We start from the raw sequence: 26,779 nt of genomic DNA, 5'->3' as shown, positions 1-26,779 counted from the left end.
ACGCCGCCCACCGCCCCCTCCCCTGAACCGGCCGAGACCCCTGGGCCGGAGCGCGGGGCCCCCGGGCCCGGACGCTGGCGACCCAGCCGGTGGCGGCTGCGTACCCGCCTGGCCGCCGCGGTCATGGCGGTCGTCCTGCTCATGGCCGCCGCCATCAGCACCTTCTCCACCCTCACCCTGCGCCACGCGCTCCTGGAGCGCCTGGACGAGCAGGTGGTCCAGGCCTCCCAGCGCGCCGCCTCCAAGAGGCACCTGACGCTGGACCAGTCCGACGGCGGTACCGACCGCAAGGCCGCCAGGAAGTCCGCCGCCAAGTCGGACCCGCAGGCCGGGTCCCCGAGCTCCTCGGGGGATCCCCAGGGCGCCACCGCCCCGCCCTCGGCACCCGCAGACACCACCGCCCCACGGGTACCACCCGGCCTGGACGCCCCGGGCCAGTCCGCCGGGACCCTGACCCTGGTGCGCACCGCGGACGGACGGTCACGGTTCGGGGGGTACATTGACCCCTCCGGCAACTACTGCACGCTCCCGGAGGAGACTCAGGCCATACTGCTGGGCCTGGCCCCGGCCGCCGCCCCGGTCACCGTCAGCGTCGGCTCCCTGGGGGAGTACCGGGTCCTGGTGAGCACCGACGAGGTCACCGGCGACACCGTCGTCACCGGCCTGTCCATGGCCGCCGACAACGCGCTCATCGGCCACCAGCTCGCCGTCGAGGCGGTCATGGCCCTGGTGGGCGCGGTCATCGCCGTCGTCCTGGGCTCCGTCATGGTACACCGCTCGCTGGTGCCCCTGGGGCGGGTGGCCTCTACGGCCCGCAGGGTCGCCCGCCTCCAGCTGCGCTCGGGCGACGTGCGTATCGCCGAGCGGGTGACCCCCTGTGACCTGGTCTCCTCCCCGGAGGTGGGGCAGGTGGGGGGAGCCCTCAACACCCTGCTGGACCACGTGGAGGAGGCCCTGGCCGCCCGGCAGCGCTCCGAGACGCAGGTACGCCAGTTCGTCGCCGACGCCTCCCACGAGCTGCGCACCCCCCTGGCCTCGATCCGCGGCTACACCGAGCTCATCGCGCGCCAGGGGGCCGACGCCGACCTGCCCCAGGAGGCGATGCGCGCCCTGGCGCGGGTGCACTCCGAGTCCGTGCGCATGACCGCCCTGGTGGAGGACCTCCTCCTGCTGGCGCAGCTCGACGCCGGGCGGGAGCTGGCCCACGACGAGGTGGACCTGGTGGGCGTCGTCCTGGACACGGTGGAGGACGCGCGGGCGGCCGGACCGGACCACCTGTGGGAGATCGACCTGGCCGTGCTGGATCCTGAGGGTGAGGACGGCTCCGAGCCGGACTTTGACACCGACCCGCCCCTGGTGGCCGGTGACGAGGCGAGGCTGCGTCAGGTGCTGGTCAACCTGCTGGCCAACGCCCGCGTCCACACCCCCGCCGGGACGCGCGTGGTCACCCGCCTGGAGCGGCGTGGTGGCTCCCTGGTCCTCACGGTGGCCGACGACGGGCCCGGGATCGACCCAGCGGTGCGTGAGCGGCTCTTTGAGCGCTTCGCCCGGGGCGACTCCTCCCGGGAGCGGCGCACGGGGTCGACGGGCCTGGGCATGTCCATCGCCCTGGCGATCGTCACCTCCCACGGGGGGAGCCTGACCGTGGACTCCGTGCGCGAGCCGGGAGAGGGGCACGGCACCACCTTCACGATCACCCTGCCCACGGCACCGGGCTCCTGAGGCCCGGCACCCCGGCACCCCGGCGCGCGGGCCGCCAGTTCGTCGCCGAGCGCGCCGACCGGGAAGGACCCGCCCGGCGCGCGGGCCGCTGGCAGGGCGGCAGGACAGTTCACACCCCCGTCGGCTGACAGAGGTCCTGTGCCCTGGATAGTGCCAGTGAGCCCACTGAAATGGGTAAGTCGCGAATTTGTCCAGGGACGCCAGGGAGAGGATCGAGGGGTACTTCCGTGCCGAGGGCGCGGGGGAACCAGAGGAGCTCTTCCGCTTCCGGCTCTCAGGAAGGACCCGGCTGTGGGGCGTCAGGGACGTAGGAGAGAAGCTCAGGGCACAGGTGCCGCGACAGTACGCGGACCTACTGGGTGGAGCTAGGGGGACTCGAACCCCCGACCTTCTCATTGCGAACGAGACGCGCTACCAGCTGCGCCATAGCCCCGGGTACGCAGAGATGGTAGCACCTGCCCTCCCGCCTCCGGCAAGTCGCCGCCCCGTGACCCGCCCCACCTACCCGGATCCTGGGCTCACGGCTGCGCGCCCCAGCCGTGCCGGGGCCAGCGGCCGTGCCAGGGGCCAGCCAGCAGGAGGGCGGGCTGGGCCGGGCCAGCGGAGCGCTGCCCTACTCCCCGGCGGCGCGACGGCGCCTGAGGACGGCCTCCAGGTCGATGGGGTGGAACTCGCGCTCCTCCAGCTCCTCCTCGGGCGGGACGGGCACCTGGGCGTTGACCGGCCGGACCGGGGAGGCGACGACCTCGTGCTCGCCGGTGTCGAGGTCCTCGATCATGCGACGCGGGGCGCGCGCGGCGAGTGTGTAGGTGGGGGCCGGGACGTGCACCGGACGCCAGCCCTGGGGCGGCGTGGCCGGGGCGGGCATCCGCCTGGCCCGGGCGGCCAGTGCGGCACCGGGGTCCTCCCCGGTCAGCGCCGCGTCGGGGTCGTCACCGGTCAGCGGCGGCATGGAGGGCAGGAACGGCCCGTCGTACCCGACGGGCTCGGGCGCGGGCCTGCTGGCGCTGAACCGGCCCACAGCCGGCCTGGCCGTGACCGGCCTGCCCGACGTCGGGCTGACGACGCCCGGGAGCCGGGTCAGGTCCGGGCCCGTCGTCTCGGGGCGAACCGTCTCGGGCCCGCCAGCAGGCGGCGCGGGGGGCTGGGCGGGGCCAGCGGCGGGGCCCCCCTCCTCCTGGGCGTCCGGCTCGTCCTGGGCGGCCGGCTCCACGGAGGCGGGCGACGTCGGGGAGAGCGGGAGGTCCACGGCGTCCCCGCCAGGCCGGGACCCGGCCAGGGACTCCGCCACCGGCCTGGCCTCGGGGCCGTCCGGCCCCGGCACGAGGTCCGCCTCCAGGCCTGCCGCCACGGGCCCCTCCGTCTCCTCGACGGAGTCCACGGGGACGAACACCGGCCGACCAGTCGGGCCCGCGACCGGATCCGGCCTGCCGACCGGCCCGGGAGCAGGCACCGGACGCAGGATGGGGCCTCCCACGGGGCCCGCCGACGGCGCGGTCCTCTGGTCTTGGACGGGCCGCTCGGGACGGGAGCCGCCCTGGTCGCGGTGAGGAGCGGTCCTGCGGGAGGCGCCGGGCACGCCAGTCGGGCGCCCCCGGTCGGCCGCGGTCAGGCCGCCCTCGTCGTCGGCCGCCTCGTCACCCTCCGGGTGCCTGCCGGTGAGCAGGAGGAGCTCACGCTCCAGGGCGGCGATACGACGCCGCTCACGGCCCTCGGCAGCGGCCGCGGCAATGGCCGCCCGACGTCCCGCCATGAGGGAGACGCCCAGCAGCGCGGTCGGGATGAGGGCGGGCCACCAGGGCACCGGGGTCGCCAGGCCCACGATCCACAGGCTCGCGGAGACCGCCACCAGGACCGCGAAGACGGCGGCGCGGCGACCGGCGGCCGCGCGACGGGCCTCGCGGGCCTCGTTGCGGGCGCGCCTGGCCTGTGCCAGCTCACGTTCGGTCCTCACGGAGCGGACGTTCCTCACGGTGGGTCTGTTCATGGCTCTGACCTCCGGTGGGCGGCGAAAGATCGTGGCATGACCGCTGCGAGTACAGGCCTCGTCAGCGGCGGAGGGCTCGTCGCTGGTCTCCAGGACCCGCAGCTCCGCGGAGTAGCGGTCCTCGGAATTGGACTGCCCCATCACCTCACGGCGTCCGACCAGGTACGGCAGGAGGTACACGGCAAGGATGACAACGAGTGCGACCAGCGCCCAGATCTCCATCCCCACACCTCAACGGTATTCGCCCGACAGGCGGCGGGGACGTAGGCGACCTGGCGTGTTGAACAGCTCGCGGTCCCACCCGACCAGGATATTGGACACGTCGCGGACCACAGATTCCTCAGCAGTCACACGGTTCCTGGGGTCCTCGGCAGTCACAGGAGCCCCACCTCGTGCTCCCCCTGCCCGACCTGGGCGGACCGCAGAAAACAGGTCCAAGGTCCTACAAGAGCGTCGCGGCGCCACGCACCCCACACCGCGCACCTCACGACTCCAGGAGGAGGCAGTGCAGGGAGCTCCCGGCCGCGACCAGCCCCGTGTCCTCGGGCACCACGGCGATCGCGTTCGCCCAGGCCAGGCCCAGCAGGCTGGTGCGCCCCGGCTCGCTGGTCGGCTCGGCCCGGTAGCCCTGGGCGGGCGAGCCCGTCAGGTGGACCGGGACGAACTCGCGCCTGCCCACCGGGGAGTCCCAGCCGTGGGTGACCGTGGCCGGCAGGCTCAGGCGGTGGAGCGTGGACCAGCCCCCGATCTGCCGCAGGACAGGACGCACAAAGGTCTCGAAGGCGATCTGGGCGCTCACCGGGTCGCCCGGTAGGCAGAAGATCGGGGTGTCACGCACCGTGCCCAGGCCGAACTGGTGGCCGGGGCTCATGGCGACGGCGTCGAACCGCACCGAGCCCAGCGGGGCCAGGACGTCCTTGACCGTGTCCCCCTGCCCCAGGGACATCCCCCCGGTGGTGATCAGGACGTCAGCGCGCACGAGCTGGTCCTCAATGGTCTCCGTCAGGGGACGCACCTCGTCGGGGACCGCCGCCACCCGGAAGGCCTGCCCCCCGGCCTCGGTCACCGCCGACGCCAGGGCGTGGCCGTTGGCGTCGTAGACCTCGCCGAGCCCGCACCGGTTACCCGGCTCCACCAGCTCGTCGCCAATGGAGACAATCACCACACGGGGTGCGGGGTGGACCTTGACCCGGTGGCGGCCCAGGCCGGCCAGCAGCCCGACCTGCCGGGCGGAGACGCGGCTCCCCTCGGTGAGGACCTTGACCCCGGCCTCGACCTCCTCGGCCCGGCGGCGCACGTTCTGCCCGGCCACCACGGCGCGGCGCACCACCACCTGCGAGGTGCCCCGGTCGGTGTCCCTCCAGGACACGACGGCGTCGGCCCCCCGGGGCATGGGCGCACCGGAGTCGATCAGGACGCAGGCACCACGCACCAGCCGCATGGCGCGGGCGTCCCCCGCACGCACGGCGTCCATGACGTCCAGGCGGACGGAACCGCCTGAGCCGGCCCCGGCCACCTCGGCGGCGGTGACGGCGTAGCCGTCGCACCCTGCGAGATCCGCCACCGGCAGGTCCATGTCGGCCACCACGTCCTCAGCCAGGACGCAGCCGACGGCGTCGGGAAGGACCACGTCCAGCGGTGCGGCGGCGTGGGCGATCTCAAGGCAGGCGGCCAGGTGCTTGGCGACGGTTATCATCAGGTGTCCTCACGTTCCGGCGTGTGTCCGGTTACCAGCGCGAGCCTACCGTCCCCACCGGCCCGGAAGGTCTCGCAGCGGTCTCAGCCCGGGGGCGCTACCGCGTCAGGACGCCCGCGACCAGGGGGCTTCGCCGCAAGCGCAGAACCTCTGTGCCTGCCGGCGCCCCGCTCGGGGCCTGGGAGGATTGCCCCCATGAGCACCCCTGCCCCCGTCCTTCCCGACGTCGCCTTCCTGGAGGTCAGCGACGCGAAGGACGCGCTCCGGGTCACCCTGCGTGAGCAGCGGCGTCACCGTCACCGCCACCCTGTCGGCCACCACGACCCCACCTGCGAGGCCCTGACCGAGCACGCCCTCCAGGCGGTCGCGGGCATGGGCGCGGTGGCCGCCTACGTGTCGGTGGGCTACGAGCCCTGCACCCGCCTGCTCCTGGAGGAGCTGCGATCACAGGGGGTGCGTGTGCTCCTGCCGGTGCTGGGACCGCGCCTGTCGCGCTCGTGGAGGTACTTCGCCGGCAGCGACGACCTGGCCGAGCGCGCTCCGGGGCGTCCGCCGGAGCCGAGCGGGCAGCCGCTGCCGCCCGAGGAGATCGGGCAGGTCGAGGCCGTGCTCGTCCCGGCGCTGGCGGTGGACCGGGCGGGTCGGCGCCTGGGGCAGGGCGGTGGGTGGTACGACCGCGTGCTGCCGCTGCGCCGCCCCCAGGCACCGGTGTTCGCCCTGGTCTACGGCGACGAGCTCGTCACCAGGCCCCTGCCGACAGAGCCTCACGACGTGCCCGTGGACGCCGTCATCACCCCCACCGAGTGGTTCCTCCTCCAGGGATCCGCCTTCTCCGGCCGGTAGCCGCCGGGGCCACGGGGCGAGGCCTGGCGGCGCGGCCGAGGGCGGGTGACGCGGTCGGCGGGCCACGCGGCTGCCGCCAGTAGGCCGGTAAGGAGGCCCTGGCGGCGCGGCTGGAGCGGGCGTCACGAGGGCACCGCGACGCCGCGGGTGACGCGGTCGGGGCGGACGCGCTCGCGCAGCGCTCGGGCATCCCGAAGGGCGGGCCACGCGGCTGCCGTCAGCAGGAGGCTCCCAGGCGCCTGAGGTACTTTCCGTGACCTGCCCCGCACCCCCCGGAAATAAGGAGGCTCCCAGGCGCCTGAGGTACTTTCCGCGGAATCTCGCGGCGTCATCCGGTGGTCCGGGCCTGTGGAAAACTCTTTGTCCACAGGGCCCGGCGCCCCCGCTGGCCTGAGGGGGCCGTCTCAACCCACGCTGGAGGCATGTTCCTGCGACGACGCTCCTCCCGCCCACGGCCCCCCTCCCGGGGCCGGCCCGACGCCCCGCAGCCCGTCTCCCGACGTCACCAGCTCCCTGACGTCCCGCAACCGGCTACCCGACGCCGTCGGCCCCGGCCCTCCACCGTGCTCTGGCGCTGGAGGCACCTGGTGGTCGCCACCTGCGTGGCCGGGGCCGTCCTGGTGACCCTGTCCGTGCTGCGCCCGCAGCCGGTGCAGGGGCGTATCGTCTGGGTCCTGGAGCACGACGTCGTGGCCGGGACGCTCATTACCGAACAGGATCTGGAGGAGCGTTCGCTACCAGAGGAGGCGCTGCCCTCCGGGGAGCTGGCCGGGCCGGAGGTCGCGGGGTCGCGGGCGGCCGTGGCCCTCCCGGCAGGCACGATCCTGACGCCCTCGCTGGTGAGCGGTCAGCTCGCTGCAGGGCTGGCCCCCAGTGAACGGGTGGTCCAGATTCCGGTGGATATCGGCGCGGCCCTGGCCCAGCCCGGGAGCCGGGTAGACGTCATCGGGGAGAACACAACGAGCTCCTCCCGGCAGGCCGACGAGGCTGACACGCAGTCGTCGGCAGTACTCTGCACAGGCGCCAGGGTGCTCCAGGTCGAGGTCCCGGAGGAGCCGGGCCTGTGGTCAGGTAATAAGAATGTTACATATGTAACACTTGCTGTTTCCGGGAATAGCGCTAGCGTGGTCGTTAGCGCGGCTACACATGGAGCGCTCGGCATCGTGCTGAGCCCGTGACGCCGTCAGGCAGTGCAGCGCCTCACGCACTGCTGTCTTCACACGTCAATGGTGTCCCGGAGCACGTACGTGCCCGGCAGCGCCCCGTCGAAAGGTACCTCCCTCCATGCTCAAGGGCTTCAAGGAGTTCATCTCCCAGGGCAACGTGATCGAGCTCGCCGTCGCCGTTATTATCGGTAACGCCTTCAAGCCGATCGTCGACAGCGTCACCAAGTTCATCCTGAACATTATCGGCGCCCTCGTGGGCTCCCCGAACTTTGACTCCGTGGCACAGTTCAAGATCCGGGGCTCGGACTACATCCAGCCGGGCACCATTGCCACCTCCATTATCAACTTCCTGATCGTGGCGGCCGCCGTGTACTTCTTCGTGGTGGTTCCCATGAACAAGCTCGCCGCCACCCGCAAGAAGGAGGAGGAGGCCGCTCCCGCCAAGCCCACCGAGGCCGAGCTCCTCACCGAGATCCGCGACCTGCTCGCCACCCGGCGGGGCTGAGGACGCCAAGGGCCGCCCGCAGCGGCACTGGACTACGCGAGGGTTTGGCGCGACCTCGCCGCCAGCCCGGTCAACGGCCTCGGTACTGGCCTACGACGCACGAGGGGTCGGCTCAGTAGAGCCGACCCCTCGTCATATAACGGGGCAGCAGGGCCACGAGCACCCGCCCACCCCTAGGCCAACCACACCCCTCCCTCCGTGAGAACGGTACTTATTCGTCGCGAGAACGGTACTTGTTGCTCGCGAGAACGGTACTTGTTCGTCGTGAGAACGGGTGGGTCCGGGAGGCCCGTCGCGTCCTCTGATAGGGGCACGTGTCTCCTGGCGTAAACCTAGGCAGGTTACGCAATACTCTGGATGTCCTACCAGCCGTCCGCCGCTCTGTGCTCCTGTGCGTGTCGCAATCTGAGGATCAGGGCGGAGGGCACTCCTGGCCGTACCAGAGCCCAGGCCCCTGACCTGCGTGGACATTGAGCGCATAAAGACGGGGGCGGGGTGGGGTCGGCTCTGATCCTCAGATTGCGACAGAACAGTCGCCCCACACTACGCAGGCCGCGCATAGATCCCTGCTCTCGGCACGAACCAGCCCAGGAATGGTGCGGTTAAGCGGCCTGCAAGGCAGGAGCCGAGCCGCCCGTCCTCCCCGGCCGATGACGTCGGTCGAGCAGCACGCCCAAGGCAGGAGCGGAGCCGAGGTGGGAGCGGAGCCGAGGTGGGAGGAGAAGGGGCCGAGGTGGAGTGAGGCAGGAGCGGGGGCGTGGCCGTCGTGACCTGTTTTTGGCTCCGTCCCCCGGGTTACTGCCAGTGGGGTGGGACCTCGGCCAGGAGCCGGGCGTCATTAGCGTCCCCCGTCGTGCCGGTACGGCCCAGGGGACCGCTCCGCCCGCACGCATCCGTCAGGGCGTCCACACTCCGGCGGCGCTCCTCCTCAGCCTGCTGGGCCGGCAGCTCACCGCGTGCGATCCGCGCCAGGTCGGCAGCGCAGAGCGCCACCACGCGACGCCGCGCACGCCCACCAGCAGTACCACCAGTACCACTGGCACCGCCTGCGGGCACCGGGCCCGGTGCCAGGCCACCGGCCACACCAGGCCGGTCTGCCCCCGCCACGCCAGCCACCTCACCCGTCCAGCCAGGGGCGGACTCGGAGTCGGCGGACCGGGCAGCAACGGGCCCTCCCACCTCAGGAGCAGCCGCCCCGGTCCAGCGGCCGAGCCCACCTGGCCCCGCCCCAGGGGCAGGACTCGGTCCTGTCGCGGGTGCACCGACCACCAACCCCGGGACCCCCGCCCCAGGGGAAGGGCGGGCGCACCCCCGGTCACCACCTGCCGCGTCCGCCTCTCCCCCGGGCTCAGCGGCCACGCCGCACCACGCCTTTCAGGATGTTGTCGACCGCGGAGCCGCGGCGTTGCAGCCCCAGGGTGACCCGCAGCTCCTCAACCTCCTCAAAGTCCTCACGCTGGACGCCGTCGGAACGGATCCAGGCCATGAGCTCGTCAAGCGCGTCGTCGGAGTAGTGCTGCAGGGGGAGCCCCTGGGCGAAGCGCGGCCGCGGTCCGCGCTCACGCACGGTCTCCAGGTCCGACGCCGCCGACGCCGCCGAGACCGCGGACACGGCTGAGGCCCCCGAGACGGCCGAGGTCGCGGACACCCCCGAGACGGCCGAGACCGCCGACCTGCCAAAGATCGTTGACGTCGCGGACGCACCCGACGCCCCTGTCCCACGCCACTGGATCCCCGCGGCCTCGGCACTCGACGCGCTACCAGCAGCGCTGCCTGCAGGCTCACCTCCACCACCCGGCACGCCTTCCGCACCCCGGCCCCTCAGGTCTGACGCGCTACCAGGGCCTGGTGTGCTGCCCGCACCCCAGCCCCCCGGGCTCGACGCGCTACCAGCACCCAGGGAGCTCCCCGCGATAAGGACCCCCTCGGCACCGTGCAGGGCGCCGTCAGGCTCGGTCACCGACTGCCCCTGGGGCACCCCCTCCAGGACCTCGGGCACGTCCTCCACGCGCACGGGCACGACCTGGTGGACCCGCCCCTCCCGGACGGCCTGCCGCTGGGTGAGGATGTCCAGCACAATGCTCTCCACCGCCTGGGCCTCACGCTCAGGATCCACGAACACCCCCGCGGAGTAGGCCATGTAGACGTGCCAGCCACGCCTCTCCAGGCGCTCCACCCAGTGGCGGTCACGACGGCGCAGGCTCGGCTCGGCCACGTAGGCGGCGTCGTCAGTGAGGACCGCCACCAGCAGCTCGCCGGGGCAGTCAGGGTGCCCGATCGCCAGGGGGATGCGCACCCCCCCGCGCACCCCGTAGCGCGGCACCACCGTCAGGCCCTTGCGCCACAGGTGCTCGGCCAGGTCCACCAGGAGGCGGTCGGGGGCCGTGGACTCGGCCACGCTCTGGGCCGGCTCCCCGCCCGCACGCGCCAGGACCTGGCGCAGCAGGCGCGGCCCGGCCGCCTGGAGGCGGTTGGGGTCAATGTCCTCGGCGGCCAGGCAGGAGACCACCTGGGTGGTGCCCCGGGAGACGGCCAGGGCCTCCACCAGCCCCACCATGCCCCCGTGCGTGGAGACCGCGCCGAAGGAGTGGATGGTGCGCCCGTGGGGCGTCTTGGCGTAGCCCACCGAGAGGATGACGTTGTCCCGGCGCAGGGAGCGCACCTGGGTCAGGTCCACCACCGCGAAGGGCTCACCGACGTCCTCCGAGAAGAACGCCTCCAGGGAGGGCGATCCGGTGGTGGCCGCGTTAATGGCCCGCTGGACCTCCTCGGCGTGCCGGGCGTTGAGGGCGATGACCGCCAGGCTGCGCTCAGGGGTGGTCAGGGCGTGCTCAATGACCAGGTCCACCACCCGCTCCACCTCGGCGGGGACGGACTCCACGGCGGCCTGGCCCGGGGCGGGCATGCCGCGTCCCTCGACCAGGTCCAGGCTGAGCTGCCAGGCGCCCGGCGGGGCGGGGACGGCGTCAATGACGTTGTCGTAGCCGTTGGCGGCCAGGAAGACGGCGATCTCCGCGTCCAGCGCGTGACGTCCCAGGGGCAGGGTCACCCGTGGCAGGAGGGAGCCGAGCTCGGCGGCCAGGCCGAAGGTGTCCCGGCGCGGGTCGCCGACCACCAGCACCTGCTCGGCGCGGACGAAGGCCGGCAGGACCTGGGCCACGGGCATCTGCGCGGAGGCGTCCAGGACCGCCAGGTCCACCACGGCGTCGGGGGTGAAGACCTGCGGCACGAGGGTGGGCGGCACGATCCACACCGGGGTGGCGGTCAGGGCCAGGGGGAAGACCCGCAGGATGTCACGCAGGGGCAGCTTGTCCTCCCGGCACAGGGCCAGGTAGAGGGCGCGGGCGGTGTCCTTGTCGGCGTCGACGCTGGCACGCACCCGGGAGGCGTAGGCGGCCAGGACCGGCCCGGCCAGTGAGGCGGACTGGGCGGTGTCGAGCCGACGCAGGGAGGCGGCCAGGGCGGTCAGCGCGTCGGCGTCCAGGCCCCCCATGTCCGGGTCCTGGCGCAGGGCGTAGGACAGGATGGAGATCCACCAGCAGTAGGTGAGCTCGTCCTCGATACGGCTGTCGGGCACCTCCCGGGCGGCCAGGTCCTTGACCAGGGGCCCCAGCCCCAGCTCGGTGAGCTCGTCCAGGACCTGGTTGGCCTCGGGCATCCTCTCGGCGCTGGCGGCGTCGTCCAGGAGGGTGCGTACACGCTCGGTCAGCTGGTCCAGGGGCATGTCGACCAGGACCGGGGCGTCCTCGGCGCGCCCCAGGACGGGCTGGAGGGCGGCCACGACCTCGTTGGTCTCCACGGCGGTGCGCTGCATGTCGTCCAGGCCCCGGGGCAGGCGCGGCCAGCCGTTGTCGGGGTCGTATCGGCGCCAGGTCTCCCGCCGCCGCTGCACCTTGACCAGCTCACCGTGCAGGTCGCTGACATTGCGACCCGGGCGTACCAGGTCCTTGGCCTGCTTGATGAAGCGGCGCCGGGTGGAGCGCTTCATCTCGATGGAGCGCTCCTCACGCCACCGGCGGGTGGCGGTGGCGATGACCAGGTCCGCGGCCGAGCGCTCGAAGACCTCGGGCAGGAAGACGTCCAGGGACTCACGCACGCCGTCGAGCACCTCCATCTGCTCGTCCCACTGGCTCAGGGTGGCGGCGGGCTTCAGGCCGGTGAAGTCGCTGACGGACCGCACCTGCTCGGTGAGAGTGGGCAGGAGCTCCTCGGCCAGGCGGGCCAGGCGGGCCAGGGTGTCGGTGACCTCGTCAATGTCCGTGACGTCCAGGCTCCGCCAGGCCGAGGCGGAGAGCCGGGGGCTGAGGATCCCCAGGGCGTGGGCACGGTGCAGCAGCCAGATGGCCCGGTCCAGGTCCTCGGCGCCTATGCGGCCCATGTGCTCGGGGGCGATCCGGGCGGTGGTGCGGGCCCGGGCGCGGCCGCTGGTGAGCTCGGCGAGCTCCTGGAGGGCGTCGTAGGCGGACACGCCCCACGGGTCGCGCTCCCGGTGGAGGGCCTCGATGTAGCGGCCCAGGCGCCTGCGCACGGCCACCAGGCGCTGGCGCTGGAGGCTAATGGACTCGGTGTCCAGGTCGGGGACCTGCACCCCCAGGGCGGTGCGGACCGTCTCGGCGGCGTGACGGCGCCAGTCGGGGTCCTCGGTGAGGTCGGCGACCATGCTCCCCAGCCCGGCCTCGCGCAGGACCTGGGCCACGGCGTGCCCATCGGCGTTGGAGGCGGGCACGTGCAGCACGGTGCGCCCGGAGGCGGCGGCGTCGGCCAGGATGGCGGCCAGGGTGTCGGCGACGTCGGAGCCGGGGGGTGCGTCGAGCAGGAGGGAGGCGCCCGAGCTGACGGCCTCGACGGCGTCGAGCTGGGCGGGGTCGAGGTCGCCGATACCGCGCTCGGCGCTGGGGGCGCGGTCGGTGCGCACCGGCTCGGGCAGCGTCACGTCCAGGGCGGCACGGGCCTGCTCGTCACCGGCCAGGGCAGCTACCAGGGCGGAGGCGCGGGCGCGCTCCTCCACGGCGTCGAAGTCCTCTACCAGGGCCTGCCCGGGGTGGACGAAGGCCCCCATGACCAGGCGCTCGTGGACGTCGAAGGCAGGCAGGTACTCACGTCCCAGCGCACCGATACGGGCCAGGGCCGAGCGGGGGGTGAAGCCCTCCCGGGACAGGGAGGCCCGGGCGATGGCCTCCACGTTCTCCGCGGCGCCGTAGCGGCGCAGGGCGCGCACGAGGACGGGGTTGACCTCAATGGTGGGCTCCAGGGTGATGGCGGCCTCCGCGTTGGGGCCGGTCAGGCGCACGGGCCGCAGCAGGACGGGGGCGTTGACGGTCCTGGTGGAGCGTACGGGGGTGGTGCGTTCCAGAGGGGTCAGTCCGGGCTTCTTGTCCTCGGGGTCCTGGTCACCGTTCTCGGCGTCGTCCTCGTCCTTGGGGCGGGTGACGGTCTCGTTCCAGGTGGCCACGCCAATGGCCAGATAGACGGGGGCGACGCCGAACTGCCGGGCCAGGCTCTCGGTGCGGGAGGCGACCTCGCGCAGGCACTGGCGGGCCACGCTCAGGGCGGAGTGCTCACGGATGAGGTTGGTCAGGTGGGTGGGTCGGCCCGCGTAGAGCTGGGCCAGGCCGGAGGGGTGGGCCGCGGTGAGGTCCACGACGCCGTCGATGACGGTAATGTCGTCCAGGCTGGCGACGCCCCCCAGGTCCACCAGCTCGCTGCGCCACGAGGTCAGGGCCGCGTCCACGCGGGCCAGACGCACGGGATCCCCCAGGGGGGGCATGACGGGCGGCGGAGGGGCCGGGACGCCGTGGGCCGGCGTGACCTCGGCGGGGGACGGCTCACGCGGCTCGACGGGGACGTCCGGGCTCTCCGGGTCGGCGGCCCAGGAGACGGCTGGCTCGTGGACGGGTGCGCGATCCGCCGAGCGGCGCCGAAAGCGGCCGAAGAAGGAGAGCAAGGGCGTCATGCCACATAACGTACCGGCCGCCCTCGCCCAAACCGGACAGGCGCGGCCGGTTTCCGCCCCGGGGAGACACGACGGCGGGGGCTCCGCCTGGCGGGGGCACTGAGGAGCACACCAGGCTCGCCCTGGCGCTGTTCGGGGCTCCGCCTAGTGGGGGCTAGTGGGAGGCGGGGGCAGTGGCCCAGGTGCCGCTGGCCCGCGCCCGGCACACCATGGCACCCGGTGGGGACAGGAACAATACGGGGGACGACCGGTCCACCTGGCCGCCGCCTCGTGGCACCCGGTGGGGACAGGGGCGGTACAGACGTAGGCTAGTAGGCCGTTAGTCCTTGGTTAATACGGGTTATGGCTCTGGGACGGGGCGAAGGCGTCCGGATACTGGGACGGGGGCTGTTGCCTGTACATGACCCGGACTAGGGTAGTGGCAGTTCTCACAATGAGGATCCTAAAGACAGGCGTGTGCGTGGAGGTGTGCGGTGTCCCTGGAGGTCGTGCTCGGCGAGCTGACGAGGGCGCGGTCCCTGGCGTTCGAGGCCGCCGACTCCCTGGAAGGCGTGGCGTACGTGCCGAGCACCGGCAGTGAGGCCACGTTCGGCAGTCCGGTCCTGGCCAGTGCGGCGCAGGCCTTCTGCCTGGAGCTCGAGGACGTGGTGCGTGGGCACGCGGCCCGGGCCGAGCAGACCGCCGAGGCGCTGGGGGCCGCGGCGGCCGACTACGCGCGGGCCGACCAGGAGGTAGAGACGCAGGTCGGCGCCCTGGCCGGGGGTCTGGGGACCGTGGCCCCCGGGATCGGCTGGGGTGCGGACTCGCCTTACCGTCAGCAGGGGCCCAGCCCCCAGACCCGGGAGGAGATATACCAGCGCCTGGCCAAGCGCCTGCGTGGTGACCAGCCGGCCGAGCCTGACGTGGAGGGGTTGCGATGAGCACGAGTGCGTGGGATCTGGCGGGAGGCCTGGTTCCTGAGATCCTGGGTAGTCCAGGCGGGGTGCTGGAGGTGGCCGACTCCTGGCGGCAAGCCGGGGGGCGTGTGGGTGGTGCGGCAGGCCTGGTGGGCCAGGCCGCGGCCGGTACGCCCTCCTGGCAGGGCGAGGCCGCCTCCGCCTTCCAGGAGAGCACCGGCGGTCTCGAGACCGATCTGGGATCCCTCCAGACCACCTACCAGGGGGGCGCCGGGGTGCTGGAGTCCTACGCTGGCGTCCTCCGGGCGGCCCAGGACGCCGCTGCCACCTTGCGCGCCCAGGCCTCCAGCCTCCTCCTGGACGCCCTGGGCGACCCCGTCAAGGCCCTGGCCGCCATGGCCGCCCTGACCACCATCGCCAAGGCGGCCGCCACCATCCAGACAGAGGTCACCCACGCCGCCAGCACCGCCGCCGCAGCACTCAGCACCAGTGGCATAAGTAGTGCGAGCAGGTCGAGCTCAAGTGATGATACTGAGTGCGACGAAGATGATCACACCTGCGCGCGAGCTCCGCTGAAGAAATCAGATATAGCGAGGATCCGGGCGCAGATAAATGGTACTCAGGAACTACCAGGAGTTGATCAGGGCCGGATCGGTGACTGCTACTTCCTGGCCTCCCTGGCGGCCTACGCCTGGACCGACGCGGGCCGCAAGATGCTGCGCGACAACGTCAGGTGGGACGAGAGCAAAAAGGCCTTCATTGTGACTTTCTACAAGGACGGGGAGAAGAAGGAGATCGAGGTCAACGACTACTACACCGAGGGGAACGGCAGTGGCACCCCTGATCTTTTCAACGTGTACGAGCGCGCCTACGGGAAGCTCATAGGGAACGACGACCTTCCTGACGGACACTCAGAGGACGCGATGCAGGACCTGTCAGGGAAAAAGGCAAAGAATCTCAACACCTTCGGGGGCTCAGGGTTCCTGGGATGGCCGTGGTGGGACGACGACAAGTACACCGACGGCCAGTGGAAGCAGATCGAGGAGGCGGTTGATAGTCATCAGCCGGTCACCGCCTCGAGCGATGGCGGCAAGACCATCACTGCGAGGGTCGACACAAATGGTGACGGGAATGTAGACGACACCGACGCCGAGGGGAGGTACCAGATCGTAGATGGGCATACGTATGCCGTCATCGACATTGATGACCAGTACGTCACTTTATACAATCCATGGGGCGAAAACAAAGACTCGTCCGGAGACCGTATTCACGGAGGTAAAATCCGGATCACACGAAACGACTACCAGACATACTTTAATGAGACCCATATTGGTCAGATCTCATAGGCGCCGTCAATCCTGTGAGGCCGTGTTGTAAGCGAGAGGAGATGGAGCCGTGTCTGGTGGGCGTCGTGGGTTGTCGCGTCTGGTGGTGGTGCTTCTTGTCGTGGTGGGTCTGGTGGGTGCGGGGGCGGGTTACCTGTGGTGGGTGCGCCCACCGGTGCGCCGCGCCCCCCTGCCCCCAGGGATAGAGAAGGGTGAGGACCTGCTCCTCAGCCCCCCGATACCACCCGCGGGCACTTCCACCGGTACCCTCAGCTTCTTTTCCCTTGGCACCCAGCGGCACGAGTGGGTCGCCTTCGTCACCTGGGCCACCAAGGACCCCACCACCAGCAGCAGGAACATAGAGCTGCGTCTGGGCCAGCCCGTCCACGTCCAGGGACTGGGAACCCTCACCCTGACCTGGGTCAGGCCCGCCCCACCACCCTGGGACCTGTCCGACGGCTCAGGCCCACGCCTAGGAGTAAACCTCAACCCCGACCCAGGCGTCACCATGTGCATGTACGCCAACGACTGCAACGAGTCGACTCAGCAGCCTACCGCCACCCCCACACCTTAACTCAGGCAGGCGTTATCCTGTGCTGTCACAACTATCAGGATGCGCTACCAGGCTCCGAGAGAGTTAGGCCCCCGCAAGCGCTCAAGGACAGGACCATCCCCAGGAAGACGACATGAACAGGACTGGTACCCCACACGACCCCGCACTAAGACAAGGAGGACCAGGACCCGTGCCTGGTGGGCGTCGTGGGTTGTCGCGTCTGGTGGTGGTGCTTCTTGTCGTGGTGGGTCTGGTGGGTGCGGGGGCGGGTTACCTGTGGTGGGTACGCCCACCGGTGCGCCGCGCCCCCCTGCCCCCAGAGATAGAGAAGGGTGAGGACCTGGTACTGGGACCGTCGATCCGGCTTGAGTTCATGTCGACCGGCGATCTCGACTTCTCCTCTCTTGGCACCCAGCGGCACGAGTGGGTCGCCTTCGTCACCTGGGCCACCAAGGACCCCACCACCAGCAGCAGGAACATAGAGCTGCGTCTGGGCCAGCCCGTCCACGTCCAGGGACTGGGAACCCTCACCCTGACCTGGGTCAGACCCGCCCCACCACCATGGGACCTGTCCGACGGCTCAGGCCCACGCCTAGGAGTAAACCTCAACCCCGACCCAGGCGTTATCAGGTGCGCGTACACCGACGACTGCAATGAGTAGGCGCAGAATGTCAATCCATGCGGACACGCCCGCACCAGAAGGCGGGCCCATAAGGACTAAGCGTTCTGACCGCGGGAGGTACTTCACTCGAACCACTATAGGCGAGAGACCTCCGAAGCACCCAAAGTACAGGCACTGGTGGTCATGATTAAGCTGTCGCGAAGGAAGATGTCTCACGGACCCAGGCGTCACGGGCACAAGGCGTCCCGTAGTGTGCTGGTCCTGGTCGCCCTGGTAGCCCTAGGCTGCTCGGTGCTGGGTGGGCGTCTGCTGTATGTATGGTGGCAGCGTCCTTCTACTGAATGGGTTCCCCTGCCCCCGGGTATTGAGGAGGGTGAGACGCTGACCCTGGGCCCGGGCATACCTCCGGAGCGGACTAACTATGGTTACCTGGAGTACCGGGCGGCGCGCATTGAGAATCGTGAGTGGGTGGTGGGTGTTAAGTGGCTGCGTACTGACGGCGGTGCCGACGAGGAGAAGGAGCTGCGTCTGGGGGAGAGCGTCTACCTTGAGGGGCTCGGAACGATCACGCTTACGGCAGTAAGACCAAGACCAGTATTCACCTTCCCGTGGGAGGAGACCCCCTGGAACGACTACATGAAAGCTATCTTCAACCTCGAGCTCGAACCCGGAATCGTACTGCTGTAGCCTACGTGGACCAAAGAGCAGTCTTTTTGCTCATGTCGGTATCCGATCCATGTTTAATAGGTGCCTGTCTGAGTTAGGGTGTGGGGGTTGTGGTAGGCTGCTGGGTCGACTCGTTGCAGAGGTTGTCGCCCACTGTGCACAGGACGACTCCAGGGTCGAGGGTGAGGTTGGCCATAATATAGCTTCCACTAATTTGTATTAGTGGAGGGGGTTCCCATGGGAAGCGGAAGTCGTCTGGTGGGGCTGGTGATGGTAGGGTGACGCTGAGGAGGGTGATGGTGCCCAGTCCGGTGAGGTGCGCGCTCTCGCCCAGGTGGAGTGTGGGATGCTCGTCGTCGGCGTCGTGGAGCTCCCAGTCCAGGGTCACCACCCACTGGCGGTTCTCTATCCGGCAGCTTCCCACGTAGAGTTCTCCGGCCTTTGTCCTGGTGAAGTTGGTGGCGGTCCCGCCGAGGCTTATTGTCTGTCCTGCCTCCACGTCCGGGGGCAGGGCGACGCTGTTGACGGTGGGCCACTGAATCGAGTGAGCCTCGCGCTGCCGCTGCGCCTGCCACATCCTCCAACCCACCACCGAGCAGCCCAGGATTACGACCACTAGGAGGACCAGGCCAGAACGAACCACGCCATGACGTTGTTTAACCATGTAAACCACCAGACCTTCTCTCGGACGTGCAGGACACCGTCAACACAGGCAACCCTCAACTCATTGCATACGCCTACCCGTCAGCTTCCTGGGCGGGTCTGGTGAAGCAGTACCGGTTCTTACCTGTGCACCTGATAACGCCTGGGTCGGGGTTGAGGTTTACTCCTAGGCGTGGGCCTGAGCCGTCGGACAGGTCCCATGGTGGTGGGGCGGGTCTGACCCAGGTCAGGGTGAGGGTTCCCAGTCCCTGGACGTGGACGGGCTGGCCCAGACGCAGCTCTATGTTCCTGCTGCTGGTGGTGGGGTCCTTGGTGGCCCAGGTGACGAAGGCGACCCACTCGTGCCGCTGGGTGCCAAGAGAGGAGAAGTCGAGATCGCCGGTCGACATGAACTCAAGCCGGATCGACGGTCCCAGTACCAGGTCCTCACCCTTCTCTATCTCTGGGGGCAGGGGGGCGCGGCGCACCGGTGGGCGTACCCACCACAGGTAACCCGCCCCCGCACCCACCAGACCCACCACGACAAGAAGCACCACCACCAGACGCGACAACCCACGACGCCCACCAGACACGCGAATCACCTACCGTCTCAGGCGAATAATGCCGTCAGGGTCAAACATTCCAAGACGCTCACGTCGTGGGCTCCTCCTGTAATTCTCCCGTTCCCGGGCGGCGTCGGCCGGGCGGACGGACACTGCCCGGACTATCTGGCGGGTCAGCTGAGAGTCCTCTCCCCAGGTCCGGGACGCTATCTGCGAGACCTCCTCCGCCACCTCGTCCTGGGCCTGGCTCACGCACCTGAGAATAACGTCAGCCAGAGCAGGCGGATCCATGAGGTACGCCCGGGACCCCAGCTCCAGACCGGTCAGCCGACCAGCCACGTCCACCGTCACGACCACAGCGCGGTCAGGCGTCCAGCCACTCCCACTCACCTCCTTCAGGCGTGTGGTCAGGCCAGAGACCCGAGCCGCCTCGTCCTCGGCCTGCCCGGATGCGCTGCGTAACCGCTCAGCTCCACGCTCCAGGCGCTCCTGTGCGGCCCACGCCCTGGGCCATCCGTCCTGCGTCACCCGTACCACCTCCAACAAGTCGTTAATGACACGTGGAACATACTAACATTATGTGCCCGCCCTCACCTGCCTGCTGCTCGTGGGCGTCGTCCGCTCCCCGAGGCGGCCTTCCGCCCTCACCTGCCGGACTCGACGTTCGCGGCCAAGCCTGACGACGGCACCTAAGCGACCGGGGAACGCCGAGTCCGGCAGAAGGACGGTGGTGGGCTCAGTAGTGCTTTCCGTATAGCGCCTCACACTGCCCGCCGTATTTCAGGGAGTAGTTCCTTCCCCCGCAGGACCGACCGTAGGACCTCTCATCGCTAGAGGCCGTAGCATAGAGGAGGTCGCAGGCCACCATATCCCCCCGGGAGCACTGTCCGTAGTAGTAGCTACCGCCCGTGGAACCGGAATCACGATCCGAGTAGCTGTGACCACGCCACTCCACGTCCTTGAGCTGCCCAATAATATCGGCAGCCACGAGGACCGGGGTGGCAACGGCGCTGGACCTGGTGACCGCGTCAGCGAGGTCGCTGGCGTCCTTGGGACTCATCCCCGCGTCCTCCAGGATTCTGGAGAGGTCGTCGAGAGCACGCTCCGAGGGCTGCAGGCTGAAGACGTTGACAATTGTCCCGGAGGTGGACACGTGCCAGCCTCCGTGCCTGTTCTCCACCACCACCCCGAGCCGTTCGGGATTAGCGAGCTGTCGTGAAATATTGACCGACGCCGTGTTGTCCCTGGAGGCGGAGGTCTTCACGTTCATGGTGTCGCCGTCGAATGACAGGGTGAACTCCTTGTTCTCCTCACCGGGGAACACGGTGATCCTTGACTTCCCGGGGCGCACCACGGCCCGGCCGTCTCCGATATCAGTTGAGCTCAGGTCCCAGTCAATCTGCGCGTGCTCCGAGAGACGCGACGAGTACTTACGGTCGTCACCGACCGTGACAGGCCCGTACACCCTGGCCAGGCGACGTTCCGGCAAAGAGAGCAGACCGGTCACGTCCTTATCGAACAGATCACTGGGACGACGGGCGTCGAGGACCGACTGGGTCAGGTTCCTGACCGCCTCCTCAGGTGAATGCGCCCCCTCGGCCTCAAAATCGGCCCGGTAGTCGGGGGTCTTGACGTCGTCATCCCTGGACGCCGCCTTCTGGTACTCCCACTGGGCCCAGGTCATCATAGGGGAGACGTACCAGCGCCCGTCCTCCCGGACCAGGACCAGCTCAAGCGGGATATCACCCGAGAAGAAGTCCCTCGAGACGTCGTCGTTGTAGGTGGCGTCCGAGAAGTCAAGGTCGTCAAAGAAGTCCTTCTCCTTCCGGTTCAGGCTGGAGCCCTTTGCCGACTCGTAGCGCGTGCGCAGCGTGCCCGCCAGGCTCTGGTCAACCCTGGCGTTAAGACGCCAGGAGGATATGGTGGCGATAGCCAGGTCATCCGACTTCTGGTCAACGGAGTACCGCATCTCCGAGGAGCTGACGGTAACCGACTCCAGGTAGCTGTCGACCGCGTCCTCAGAGAAGAGGCTCCCAGGATCCCCCTTGGAGCTCCTCTCACCCGACCCGGAACCGCCGTCCTTAATCACGTCAGCGGACTTCGTGACGGTATCGATCTCCTCCGGCGAGATCATCTTGCCCAGGGAGAGGATGTCCTTGCCCGGGATCGCCTCCGCAATGGAGTCCATGACCCCATCCGGGGAGGAGGCCCCACGCTGGAAGAAGTAGGAGTAGATGGCGAACGCGCTGCCTGAGACCGCGAGCACAAGAACGAGTACGGCAGCGATAACCCACCCACGCCGACGTCGCCTTCCACCGGTTGGGGCCGGGGCAGGCCCCGCCGCGACGGACGGCTGCGGCGAGACCACAGCGGTGGGCGCCATCGCCGCAGCCGACGGAGACGGCGCAGGAGCCACCGTGCCAGCCAGCTCCGGTCCCAGCGGCGCACCCGTAGCGGGTGACGGGGTCGCTGGCGCAGGCGTGAGGGCGTGGACCGCGTCAGCTGCGACAGGAGCGGAGGCCGAACCGGGTGCCGACGCCGGAGGCGGTGGGGACGGTGCCGACGCCGGGGGCGGCGGGGGTGGTGGGGGCGCGTCCACGGCGGCAGGAGCCGGGACGGGCGAGGCCTGCTGCTCCGAGGCCCTGAGGGCCTCCTTGACCGCCGGGTCGTCAACCTTCCCCAGCCACTCCCTCAGATCCGGGTAGAGAGACGGGTTTGCCGCGAGAGACACCCACAGGTCAGGTCGCTCAGCAGCAATCCGTGCCATGTCCTGCATGGACGTCTGAGGGTCAGCGGCCTGCTGGGGAGAAAAATTGGAGATGTCAGTCATAACCTATTCTCAGTTCTGCAAGGGAGGTACATGGGGTGCACTACAGCATACGGCTCCGTCTCCTGACGCCGCCTATGCCACGCCGGTCTCCTGCCGGGGAGCGAGCTGGCCAGGCTCCCACCTCCCTGCCCTCACCTGCCTGCTCCGGCGTGACGGTCCGGTACCCGTCCTGCGAGATTCCCACCCCCTGCCCACACCTGCCTGCTCAGGCTCGCCGAGGCCGCCAGCAGCCTTGAGCGCTCCCGTCCCTGCCCTCATGCCTGCTGCTCAGGGTGTCCCCGCCTGCTGCTCGTGGGCGTCGGGCGAGCCCCCAGGCGGCCCTCCAACCCCACGCACCTCTGGCGCGCCGTCCGCACCCCCGGCGCGTCACTCAGGGCCACCCGCCTTGTTGTTGAGCGGGATCAATCGTCTGTGTCAGCGTTGAGCGAGCCCCTTAAAGACCCGCTGCCGTAGGCGGGGACCAGCGTGTCCGCGCCCCACTGCCACGCGAATACAGTAAGGTCCGCCTTACCCAACGAAGGCCAGAAGCTGCCGACCACACAAGGAGCCCGCTCATGTCCAGCCCCTGGGACGTCTACGACGCCCTCATTGACGACCTGCCCCAGGACGTGACCGTCGTCCTCTCCGACCGCGGCACCCGGTGGACCCGGGTCGTCAACTCCGCCGACGGCGTCGGCTCAGCCTGGTCCATGAAGGACACCAGCCGCCCGGCAATCTCCGTCGGCACCCCGGACGCGGGCCGTCCTATCCGCGACGTCGCCGCCCTGGTACGCAGCTGGAACCTGGCCGAGGCGAGCGTCGGGCAGGCCGCGATCAACTCCTGGTACTCCCGGGCCGAGGTCGCCGCCCGGAACGGCTTCGTCCCCACCGGCGCGGGACTGACCTGGCGTCAGGTCTTCGACCCTTACGCCGACGCCGTCACCGGGCGGGTCGTCGCGATTATCGGACACTTCCCCTTTGCCCGTGCCGCCCTGCACAAGGCCGCCGACCTGCAGATCCTGGAGCGCTACCCCGAGCCGGGCGACTACCCGGACACGGCCTGCGAGTACCTGCTGCCCCAGGCCGACTACGTGTTCATCTCATCGTCGAGCTTTGTCAACAAGTCAGCTCCCCGCCTGATCGACCTGGCGGTGGGCGGTGGGGCGCACACGGTACTCGTGGGTCCGTCCACGCCCATGCACCCGCTCCTGCTGGAGCTGGGGGTGGACACCGTGACCGGGTACGTCCCGGACCCCGAGGTGGGCCGGGCCGAGGTCATTGCCTCCCTGTCCCCCACCGGCCAGATAGGCCCGGGCACGCGCATGCACCAGCACCGCACCGCGTAGGACCACCACGGTGCCCCACCGGGCGCCGCACCCAACCGTCCACGCGTGCGCCTGGTCGCCGCCTGGGCCGAGCTCGCCGACGAGAGCGAGCACCAACCGTCCACGCGAGTGCCTGGTCGCCCACGCCCAGCACACGATCGACCGACGCCAGCCGCGCGGACGCCCAGGCACACAGCACGCTTAACCACCCACGCCACTACCCGGCCGCACGAGCACATTCTCCCGGCGCGGCAAACAAGTACCGTTCTCACGGCAAACAAGTACCGTTCTCGCGGGAGGGGGCTATGAGGAGGCCTTCTTAGTGGACGCCTTCTTGGTGGACGTCCCCGACGAAGCAGTCTTCTTAGTAGTCTTCTTAGCCGACGTCCTACGGGTCGTGCGCTTCTTGACAGGCCCCTTGGCGCGCTTCTCCGCGAGCAGCTCGTAGGCCCGCTCAGGGGTGACGGTGGCGGGGTCGTCGCCCCGGCGCAAGGTCACGTTCGTCTCCCCGTCAGTGAAGTAGGGGCCGAACCGCCCGTCCTTAATGACCACGGGCCTGCCGGTAGCCGGGTCCTCCCCCAGCTCACGCAGCGGTCCGCGCGGCGCCGCCTGGCCCCGGCGACGCTTGGGCTGGGCGAAGAGCTCCAGGGCCTGCTCCAGGGTGACCGTGAAGATCTCCTCCTCGCTCTCCAGGGAACGTGAGTCCGTGCCCTTCTTGAGGTAGGGGCCGTAACGGCCGTTCTGGGCGGTAATGTCCACGCCCTCGGCGTCCTGGCCCACCACCCGCGGCAGGCTGAGCAGGTCCAGGGCCTGCTCCAGGGTGACGGTACCCAGGTCCATGGACTTCAGCAGGCTCGCCGTGCGCGGCTTGGGCTTCTTGGTCCTGGCCCGCGTCGTCCTCGCCCTGGTCGTCCTGCCGCCCGACGTCGCCCCGGCGGTCTCAGCCCCGCCAGCGCCCTCGGCCGTCTCGGGCGCCGCCCCGGAGGCCTCCGGGGCCTCCTCCTCGGGCAGGACCTCGGTGACGTAGGGGCCGTAGCGCCCGTCCTTGGCGATAATCATGTGCCCGGTGGCCGGGTCCACACCGAGCTCGCGCCCGTCGTCAGCAGCGCGGGCAAGGAGCTCACGCGCCCTGTCCACGGTCAGCTCGTCGGGGGCGACGTCGGCGGGCACGTTGGCGCGCCTGCCCTCGGCGTCCTCCAGGTAGGGACCGTAGCGGCCCACGCGCAGGGTCATGCCCTCACCGATCTCAATGGAGTTCACAGCCCGCGCATCGATCTCACCGAGGTTGTCCACCATGGACCTCAGCCCCTGCTCCGCACCGTGGACAGGACCCGTGCCGGGGCCCTTCCCGGACCCGGCCGGGGCGGCGTCAGCGCCCGCAGCGGCATTACCCCCGGCGCCCGCAGCCCCGGCCGGGCTGGCGCCCGCAGCGGCGTCGCCGGCGCCCTCCCCGTAGTAGAAACGGGTGAGCCACCCCACCCGGTCCTCCTGGCCAGCGGCAATACGGTCCAGGTCGGCCTCCATGGAGGCGGTGAAGTCGTAGTCGACCAGCTCGGCGAAGTTCTCCTCCAGCAGGCGGGTCACCGCGAAGGCCAGCCAGGTGGGTACCAGGGCCTGGCCGCGGTGGTCCACGTAACCGCGGTCGGAGATGGTGGACATGGTGGCCGCGTAGGTCGAGGGCCGACCGATCTCCCGCTCCTCCAGGGCCTTGACCAGGGAGGCCTCGGTGTAGCGCGGCGGCGGAGTGGTCTCGTGACCGGCCGCCTGGCTGCCCAGGGCGGTCAGCTCCTGGCCCACGCTCATTGCCGGCAGGCGCACGTCCCTGCCGCCCTTGGTGCCGGTCCTGCCGCCCGACTCCGACTCGTAGCGCTCGGCGTCGCGCCCCTCCTCGTAGGCGGCCAGGAAGCCACGGAAGGTAATGACCGTGCCCGACGCCGTGAAGGAGGCGGTGGTGAAGGTCAGTCCGCCGTCGCTCCTGGTGCCCTTGGCACCGGCCAGGGGCACCTCCACACGCACGGTGGCGGTGGAGCCGACGGCGTCGGCCATCTGGGAGGCCACGGTGCGCTTCCAGATGAGCTCGTAGAGGCGGAACTGGGCGCCGCTGAGCTCGTTGGCGACCTGGGCGGGGGTGCGGAAGTGGTCCCCGGCAGGGCGGATGGCCTCGTGCGCCTCCTGGGCGCCCTTGGCCCGGGTGGCGTAGACGCGGGGGCGGGCGGGCACGTACTCGGCCCCGTAGAGCTCGGCCACCTGGGCGCGGGCCGCCGCCACCGCCTGGGAGGACAGGACCGTGGAGTCGGTGCGCATGTAGGTGATAAAGCCGTTCTCGTACAGGCCCTGCGCCACACGCATGGTCTCGCGCGGGTTCATACGCAGCTTGCGGGACGCCTCCTGCTGGAGGGTGGAGGTGGTGAAGGGGGCGGCCGGACGACGCTTGTAGGGCTTGTCCTCCACCTCGGCCACGCGGGGGGTGGAGCGGCGCACGGCCTCGGCGACGGCGACGGCGGCGTCCTGGTGCAGGTGGACCGTCCCGGCCCTGCGGGCCGCGGGACGCAGCTGGCCGGTGTCGTCAAAGTCGCGTCCGGTGGCCACCCGGTGACCGTCCAGGGCGCTCAGGCGGGCGGTGAAGGCGGAGTCCTCCGTCTCGGGGGCGCCCGGCACAGCCCCGGGCGCGGGCGCGGCCCCAGACGCAGTCCCGGGTCCGACGTCGGCCCCGGGCGCGGCGCCCGTGGTCCCGGCACCCTGGTGGGCGGACAGGCGGGCCTCCACGCCCCAGTAGCCCGCGGAGGTGAAGGCCATGCGCTCGCGCTCGCGCTCGACCACCAGGCGGGTGGCCACGGACTGGACGCGCCCGGCGGACAGCCCGGCACGGATCTTGCGCCACAGGACCGGGGAGACCTCGTAGCCCACGAGCCGGTCCAGGATGCGGCGGGTCTCCTGGGCGTCCACGCGGTGGGTGTCCAGGTCGCGGGTGTTGGCTAGGGCCCGGGTGACGGCCTCGCGGGTGATCTCCGTGAAGGTCATGCGCTTGACGGGGACCTTGGGCTTGAGGACCTGGAGAAGGTGCCAGGCAATGGCCTCTCCCTCACGGTCGTCGTCGGTGGCCAGGTAGAGCTCGTCGGCACCCTTGAGAGCCTTACGCAGGGCGGCGACGGTCTTGCGCTTGTCGGGGTTGACCACGTAGTAGGGGACGAACCCGTCCTCCACGTCCACGGCGAACCTGCCGTAGGGACCCTTCTTCATGTCCGCAGGCAGCTCGGAGGGCTGGGCGAGGTCGCGGATGTGCCCCACGGAGGCGGCGACCTCGTAGTCGTCCCCCAGGTAGCCGGCGATCGAGCGGACCTTGTTGGGGGACTCGACGATGACAAGCTTGTGGGACACGGTAACCCTCCTGGGAACGTCCTGGGTGCGCCCCCGCTCCGCCGTCGGGGCCGTCGGGCGGGGCACGGACGGCTTGACTGTAACGCACGCCCGGACACGACACCCAGAGCCCGTGCCCGAGACCGAGG

General features: G+C 70.3%; 18 protein-coding genes and 1 tRNA gene. 10 read left to right on the top strand and 9 right to left on the bottom strand.

All coding sequences use genetic code 11. The features are described 5' to 3' along the window. Nucleotides 1–123: 123 nt before the first annotated feature. Entirely contained in the window at nt 124–1,722 is a 1,599-nt protein-coding gene (locus tag JJJ15_RS07885; protein ID WP_200511993.1) for a HAMP domain-containing sensor histidine kinase, read from the top strand. A 360-nt stretch (nt 1,723–2,082) separates the two neighbouring features. Here JJJ15_RS07885 and JJJ15_RS07880 read toward each other — a convergent pair. The 3 genes from JJJ15_RS07880 to glp all read right to left on the bottom strand — a co-directional run bounded on the left by JJJ15_RS07880 (nt 2,083) and on the right by glp (nt 5,405). Further along, nucleotides 2,083–2,155 (bottom strand) — tRNA-Ala (locus JJJ15_RS07880). A 180-nt stretch (nt 2,156–2,335) separates the two neighbouring features. Then, entirely contained in the window at nt 2,336–3,937 is a 1,602-nt protein-coding gene (locus JJJ15_RS07875) for a hypothetical protein (protein ID WP_200510375.1), read from the bottom strand. Nucleotides 3,938–4,193: 256 nt separating this feature from the next. Further along, nucleotides 4,194–5,405, bottom strand: a complete 1,212-nt coding sequence (gene glp, locus JJJ15_RS07870) for a gephyrin-like molybdotransferase Glp (protein WP_106110171.1) — start codon at nt 5,403–5,405, stop codon at nt 4,194–4,196. 195 nt (nt 5,406–5,600) lie between these two features. Here glp and JJJ15_RS07865 point away from each other — a divergent pair, with 195 nt between their 5' ends. The 3 genes from JJJ15_RS07865 to mscL all read left to right on the top strand — a co-directional run bounded on the left by JJJ15_RS07865 (nt 5,601) and on the right by mscL (nt 7,919). Next, nucleotides 5,601–6,248 (top strand): 5-formyltetrahydrofolate cyclo-ligase, encoded by a 648-nt coding sequence (locus tag JJJ15_RS07865; RefSeq protein WP_106110170.1) that lies wholly within the window; start codon nt 5,601–5,603, stop codon nt 6,246–6,248. 422 nt (nt 6,249–6,670) lie between these two features. Further along, on the top strand, nt 6,671–7,426 hold the full coding sequence (cpaB, locus tag JJJ15_RS07860) for a Flp pilus assembly protein CpaB (RefSeq protein WP_246741971.1): 756 nt from the start codon (nt 6,671–6,673) through the stop codon (nt 7,424–7,426). A gap of 106 nt (nt 7,427–7,532) precedes the next feature. After that, the gene (gene mscL, locus JJJ15_RS07855) at nt 7,533–7,919 is read left to right on the top strand and encodes a large conductance mechanosensitive channel protein MscL (RefSeq protein ID WP_200510374.1); all 387 of its coding nucleotides are present in this window, start codon (nt 7,533–7,535) and stop codon (nt 7,917–7,919) included. Between the two features lie 795 nt (nt 7,920–8,714). Here the strand turns inward: mscL and JJJ15_RS13115 are convergent. Together JJJ15_RS13115 and JJJ15_RS07845 are read right to left on the bottom strand one after the other, a co-directional pair. Then, nucleotides 8,715–9,026 carry a hypothetical protein gene (locus JJJ15_RS13115; RefSeq protein ID WP_246741970.1) on the bottom strand — a complete coding sequence of 104 codons (312 nt, stop codon included), beginning with the start codon at nt 9,024–9,026 and terminating at the stop codon, nt 8,715–8,717. Nucleotides 9,027–9,267: 241 nt separating this feature from the next. Beyond that, nucleotides 9,268–13,872 (bottom strand): DNA helicase, encoded by a 4,605-nt coding sequence (locus JJJ15_RS07845; protein ID WP_200510373.1) that lies wholly within the window; start codon nt 13,870–13,872, stop codon nt 9,268–9,270. Between the two features lie 473 nt (nt 13,873–14,345). Here JJJ15_RS07845 and JJJ15_RS07840 point away from each other — a divergent pair, with 473 nt between their 5' ends. The 5 genes from JJJ15_RS07840 to JJJ15_RS07820 all read left to right on the top strand — a co-directional run bounded on the left by JJJ15_RS07840 (nt 14,346) and on the right by JJJ15_RS07820 (nt 17,955). After that, a complete protein-coding gene (locus JJJ15_RS07840) occupies nt 14,346–14,792 on the top strand; it encodes a hypothetical protein (RefSeq protein ID WP_200510372.1) in 447 nt (148 codons plus the stop codon). Next, nucleotides 14,789–16,114 (top strand): C2 family cysteine protease, encoded by a 1,326-nt coding sequence (locus JJJ15_RS07835; protein ID WP_200510371.1) that lies wholly within the window; start codon nt 14,789–14,791, stop codon nt 16,112–16,114. Before JJJ15_RS07840 ends, JJJ15_RS07835 begins: the two co-directional genes overlap by 4 nt. An 85-nt stretch (nt 16,115–16,199) precedes the next feature. Further along, nucleotides 16,200–16,667, top strand: a complete 468-nt coding sequence (locus tag JJJ15_RS07830) for a hypothetical protein (protein WP_200510370.1) — start codon at nt 16,200–16,202, stop codon at nt 16,665–16,667. 205 nt (nt 16,668–16,872) lie between these two features. Continuing rightward, nucleotides 16,873–17,307 carry a hypothetical protein gene (locus tag JJJ15_RS07825; protein WP_200510369.1) on the top strand — a complete coding sequence of 145 codons (435 nt, stop codon included), beginning with the start codon at nt 16,873–16,875 and terminating at the stop codon, nt 17,305–17,307. A gap of 168 nt (nt 17,308–17,475) precedes the next feature. Next, entirely contained in the window at nt 17,476–17,955 is a 480-nt protein-coding gene (locus tag JJJ15_RS07820) for a hypothetical protein (RefSeq protein ID WP_200510368.1), read from the top strand. A gap of 73 nt (nt 17,956–18,028) precedes the next feature. Here JJJ15_RS07820 and JJJ15_RS07815 read toward each other — a convergent pair whose 3' ends face one another. The 3 genes from JJJ15_RS07815 to JJJ15_RS07800 all read right to left on the bottom strand — a co-directional run bounded on the left by JJJ15_RS07815 (nt 18,029) and on the right by JJJ15_RS07800 (nt 21,405). Further along, a complete protein-coding gene (locus JJJ15_RS07815) occupies nt 18,029–18,577 on the bottom strand; it encodes a hypothetical protein (RefSeq protein ID WP_200510367.1) in 549 nt (182 codons plus the stop codon). 94 nt (nt 18,578–18,671) lie between these two features. Beyond that, complete coding sequence (locus JJJ15_RS07810; protein WP_200510366.1) at nt 18,672–19,133, bottom strand: hypothetical protein; 462 nt, start codon at nt 19,131–19,133, stop codon at nt 18,672–18,674. A 742-nt stretch (nt 19,134–19,875) separates the two neighbouring features. Next, a complete protein-coding gene (locus tag JJJ15_RS07800; RefSeq protein ID WP_200510364.1) occupies nt 19,876–21,405 on the bottom strand; it encodes a hypothetical protein in 1,530 nt (509 codons plus the stop codon). Between the two features lie 1,118 nt (nt 21,406–22,523). Here JJJ15_RS07800 and JJJ15_RS07795 point away from each other — a divergent pair. Further along, the gene (locus tag JJJ15_RS07795) at nt 22,524–23,294 is read left to right on the top strand and encodes a DUF364 domain-containing protein (protein ID WP_200510363.1); all 771 of its coding nucleotides are present in this window, start codon (nt 22,524–22,526) and stop codon (nt 23,292–23,294) included. Nucleotides 23,295–23,576: 282 nt separating this feature from the next. Here the strand turns inward: JJJ15_RS07795 and topA are convergent, their stop codons facing one another. Continuing rightward, nucleotides 23,577–26,651: a type I DNA topoisomerase gene (topA, locus tag JJJ15_RS07790; RefSeq protein WP_200510362.1), complete on the bottom strand. Its 3,075-nt coding sequence runs from the start codon at nt 26,649–26,651 to the stop codon at nt 23,577–23,579. Nucleotides 26,652–26,779: the final 128 nt, after the last annotated feature.

The sequence above is a fragment of the Actinomyces sp. HMT897 genome (genome assembly GCF_016626125.1).
Taxonomy (GTDB): Bacteria; Actinomycetota; Actinomycetes; order Actinomycetales; family Actinomycetaceae; genus Actinomyces.
The sequence above is the reverse complement of the archived record's forward strand: the minus strand, read 5'-3'. Positions and strand labels throughout refer to the sequence as shown.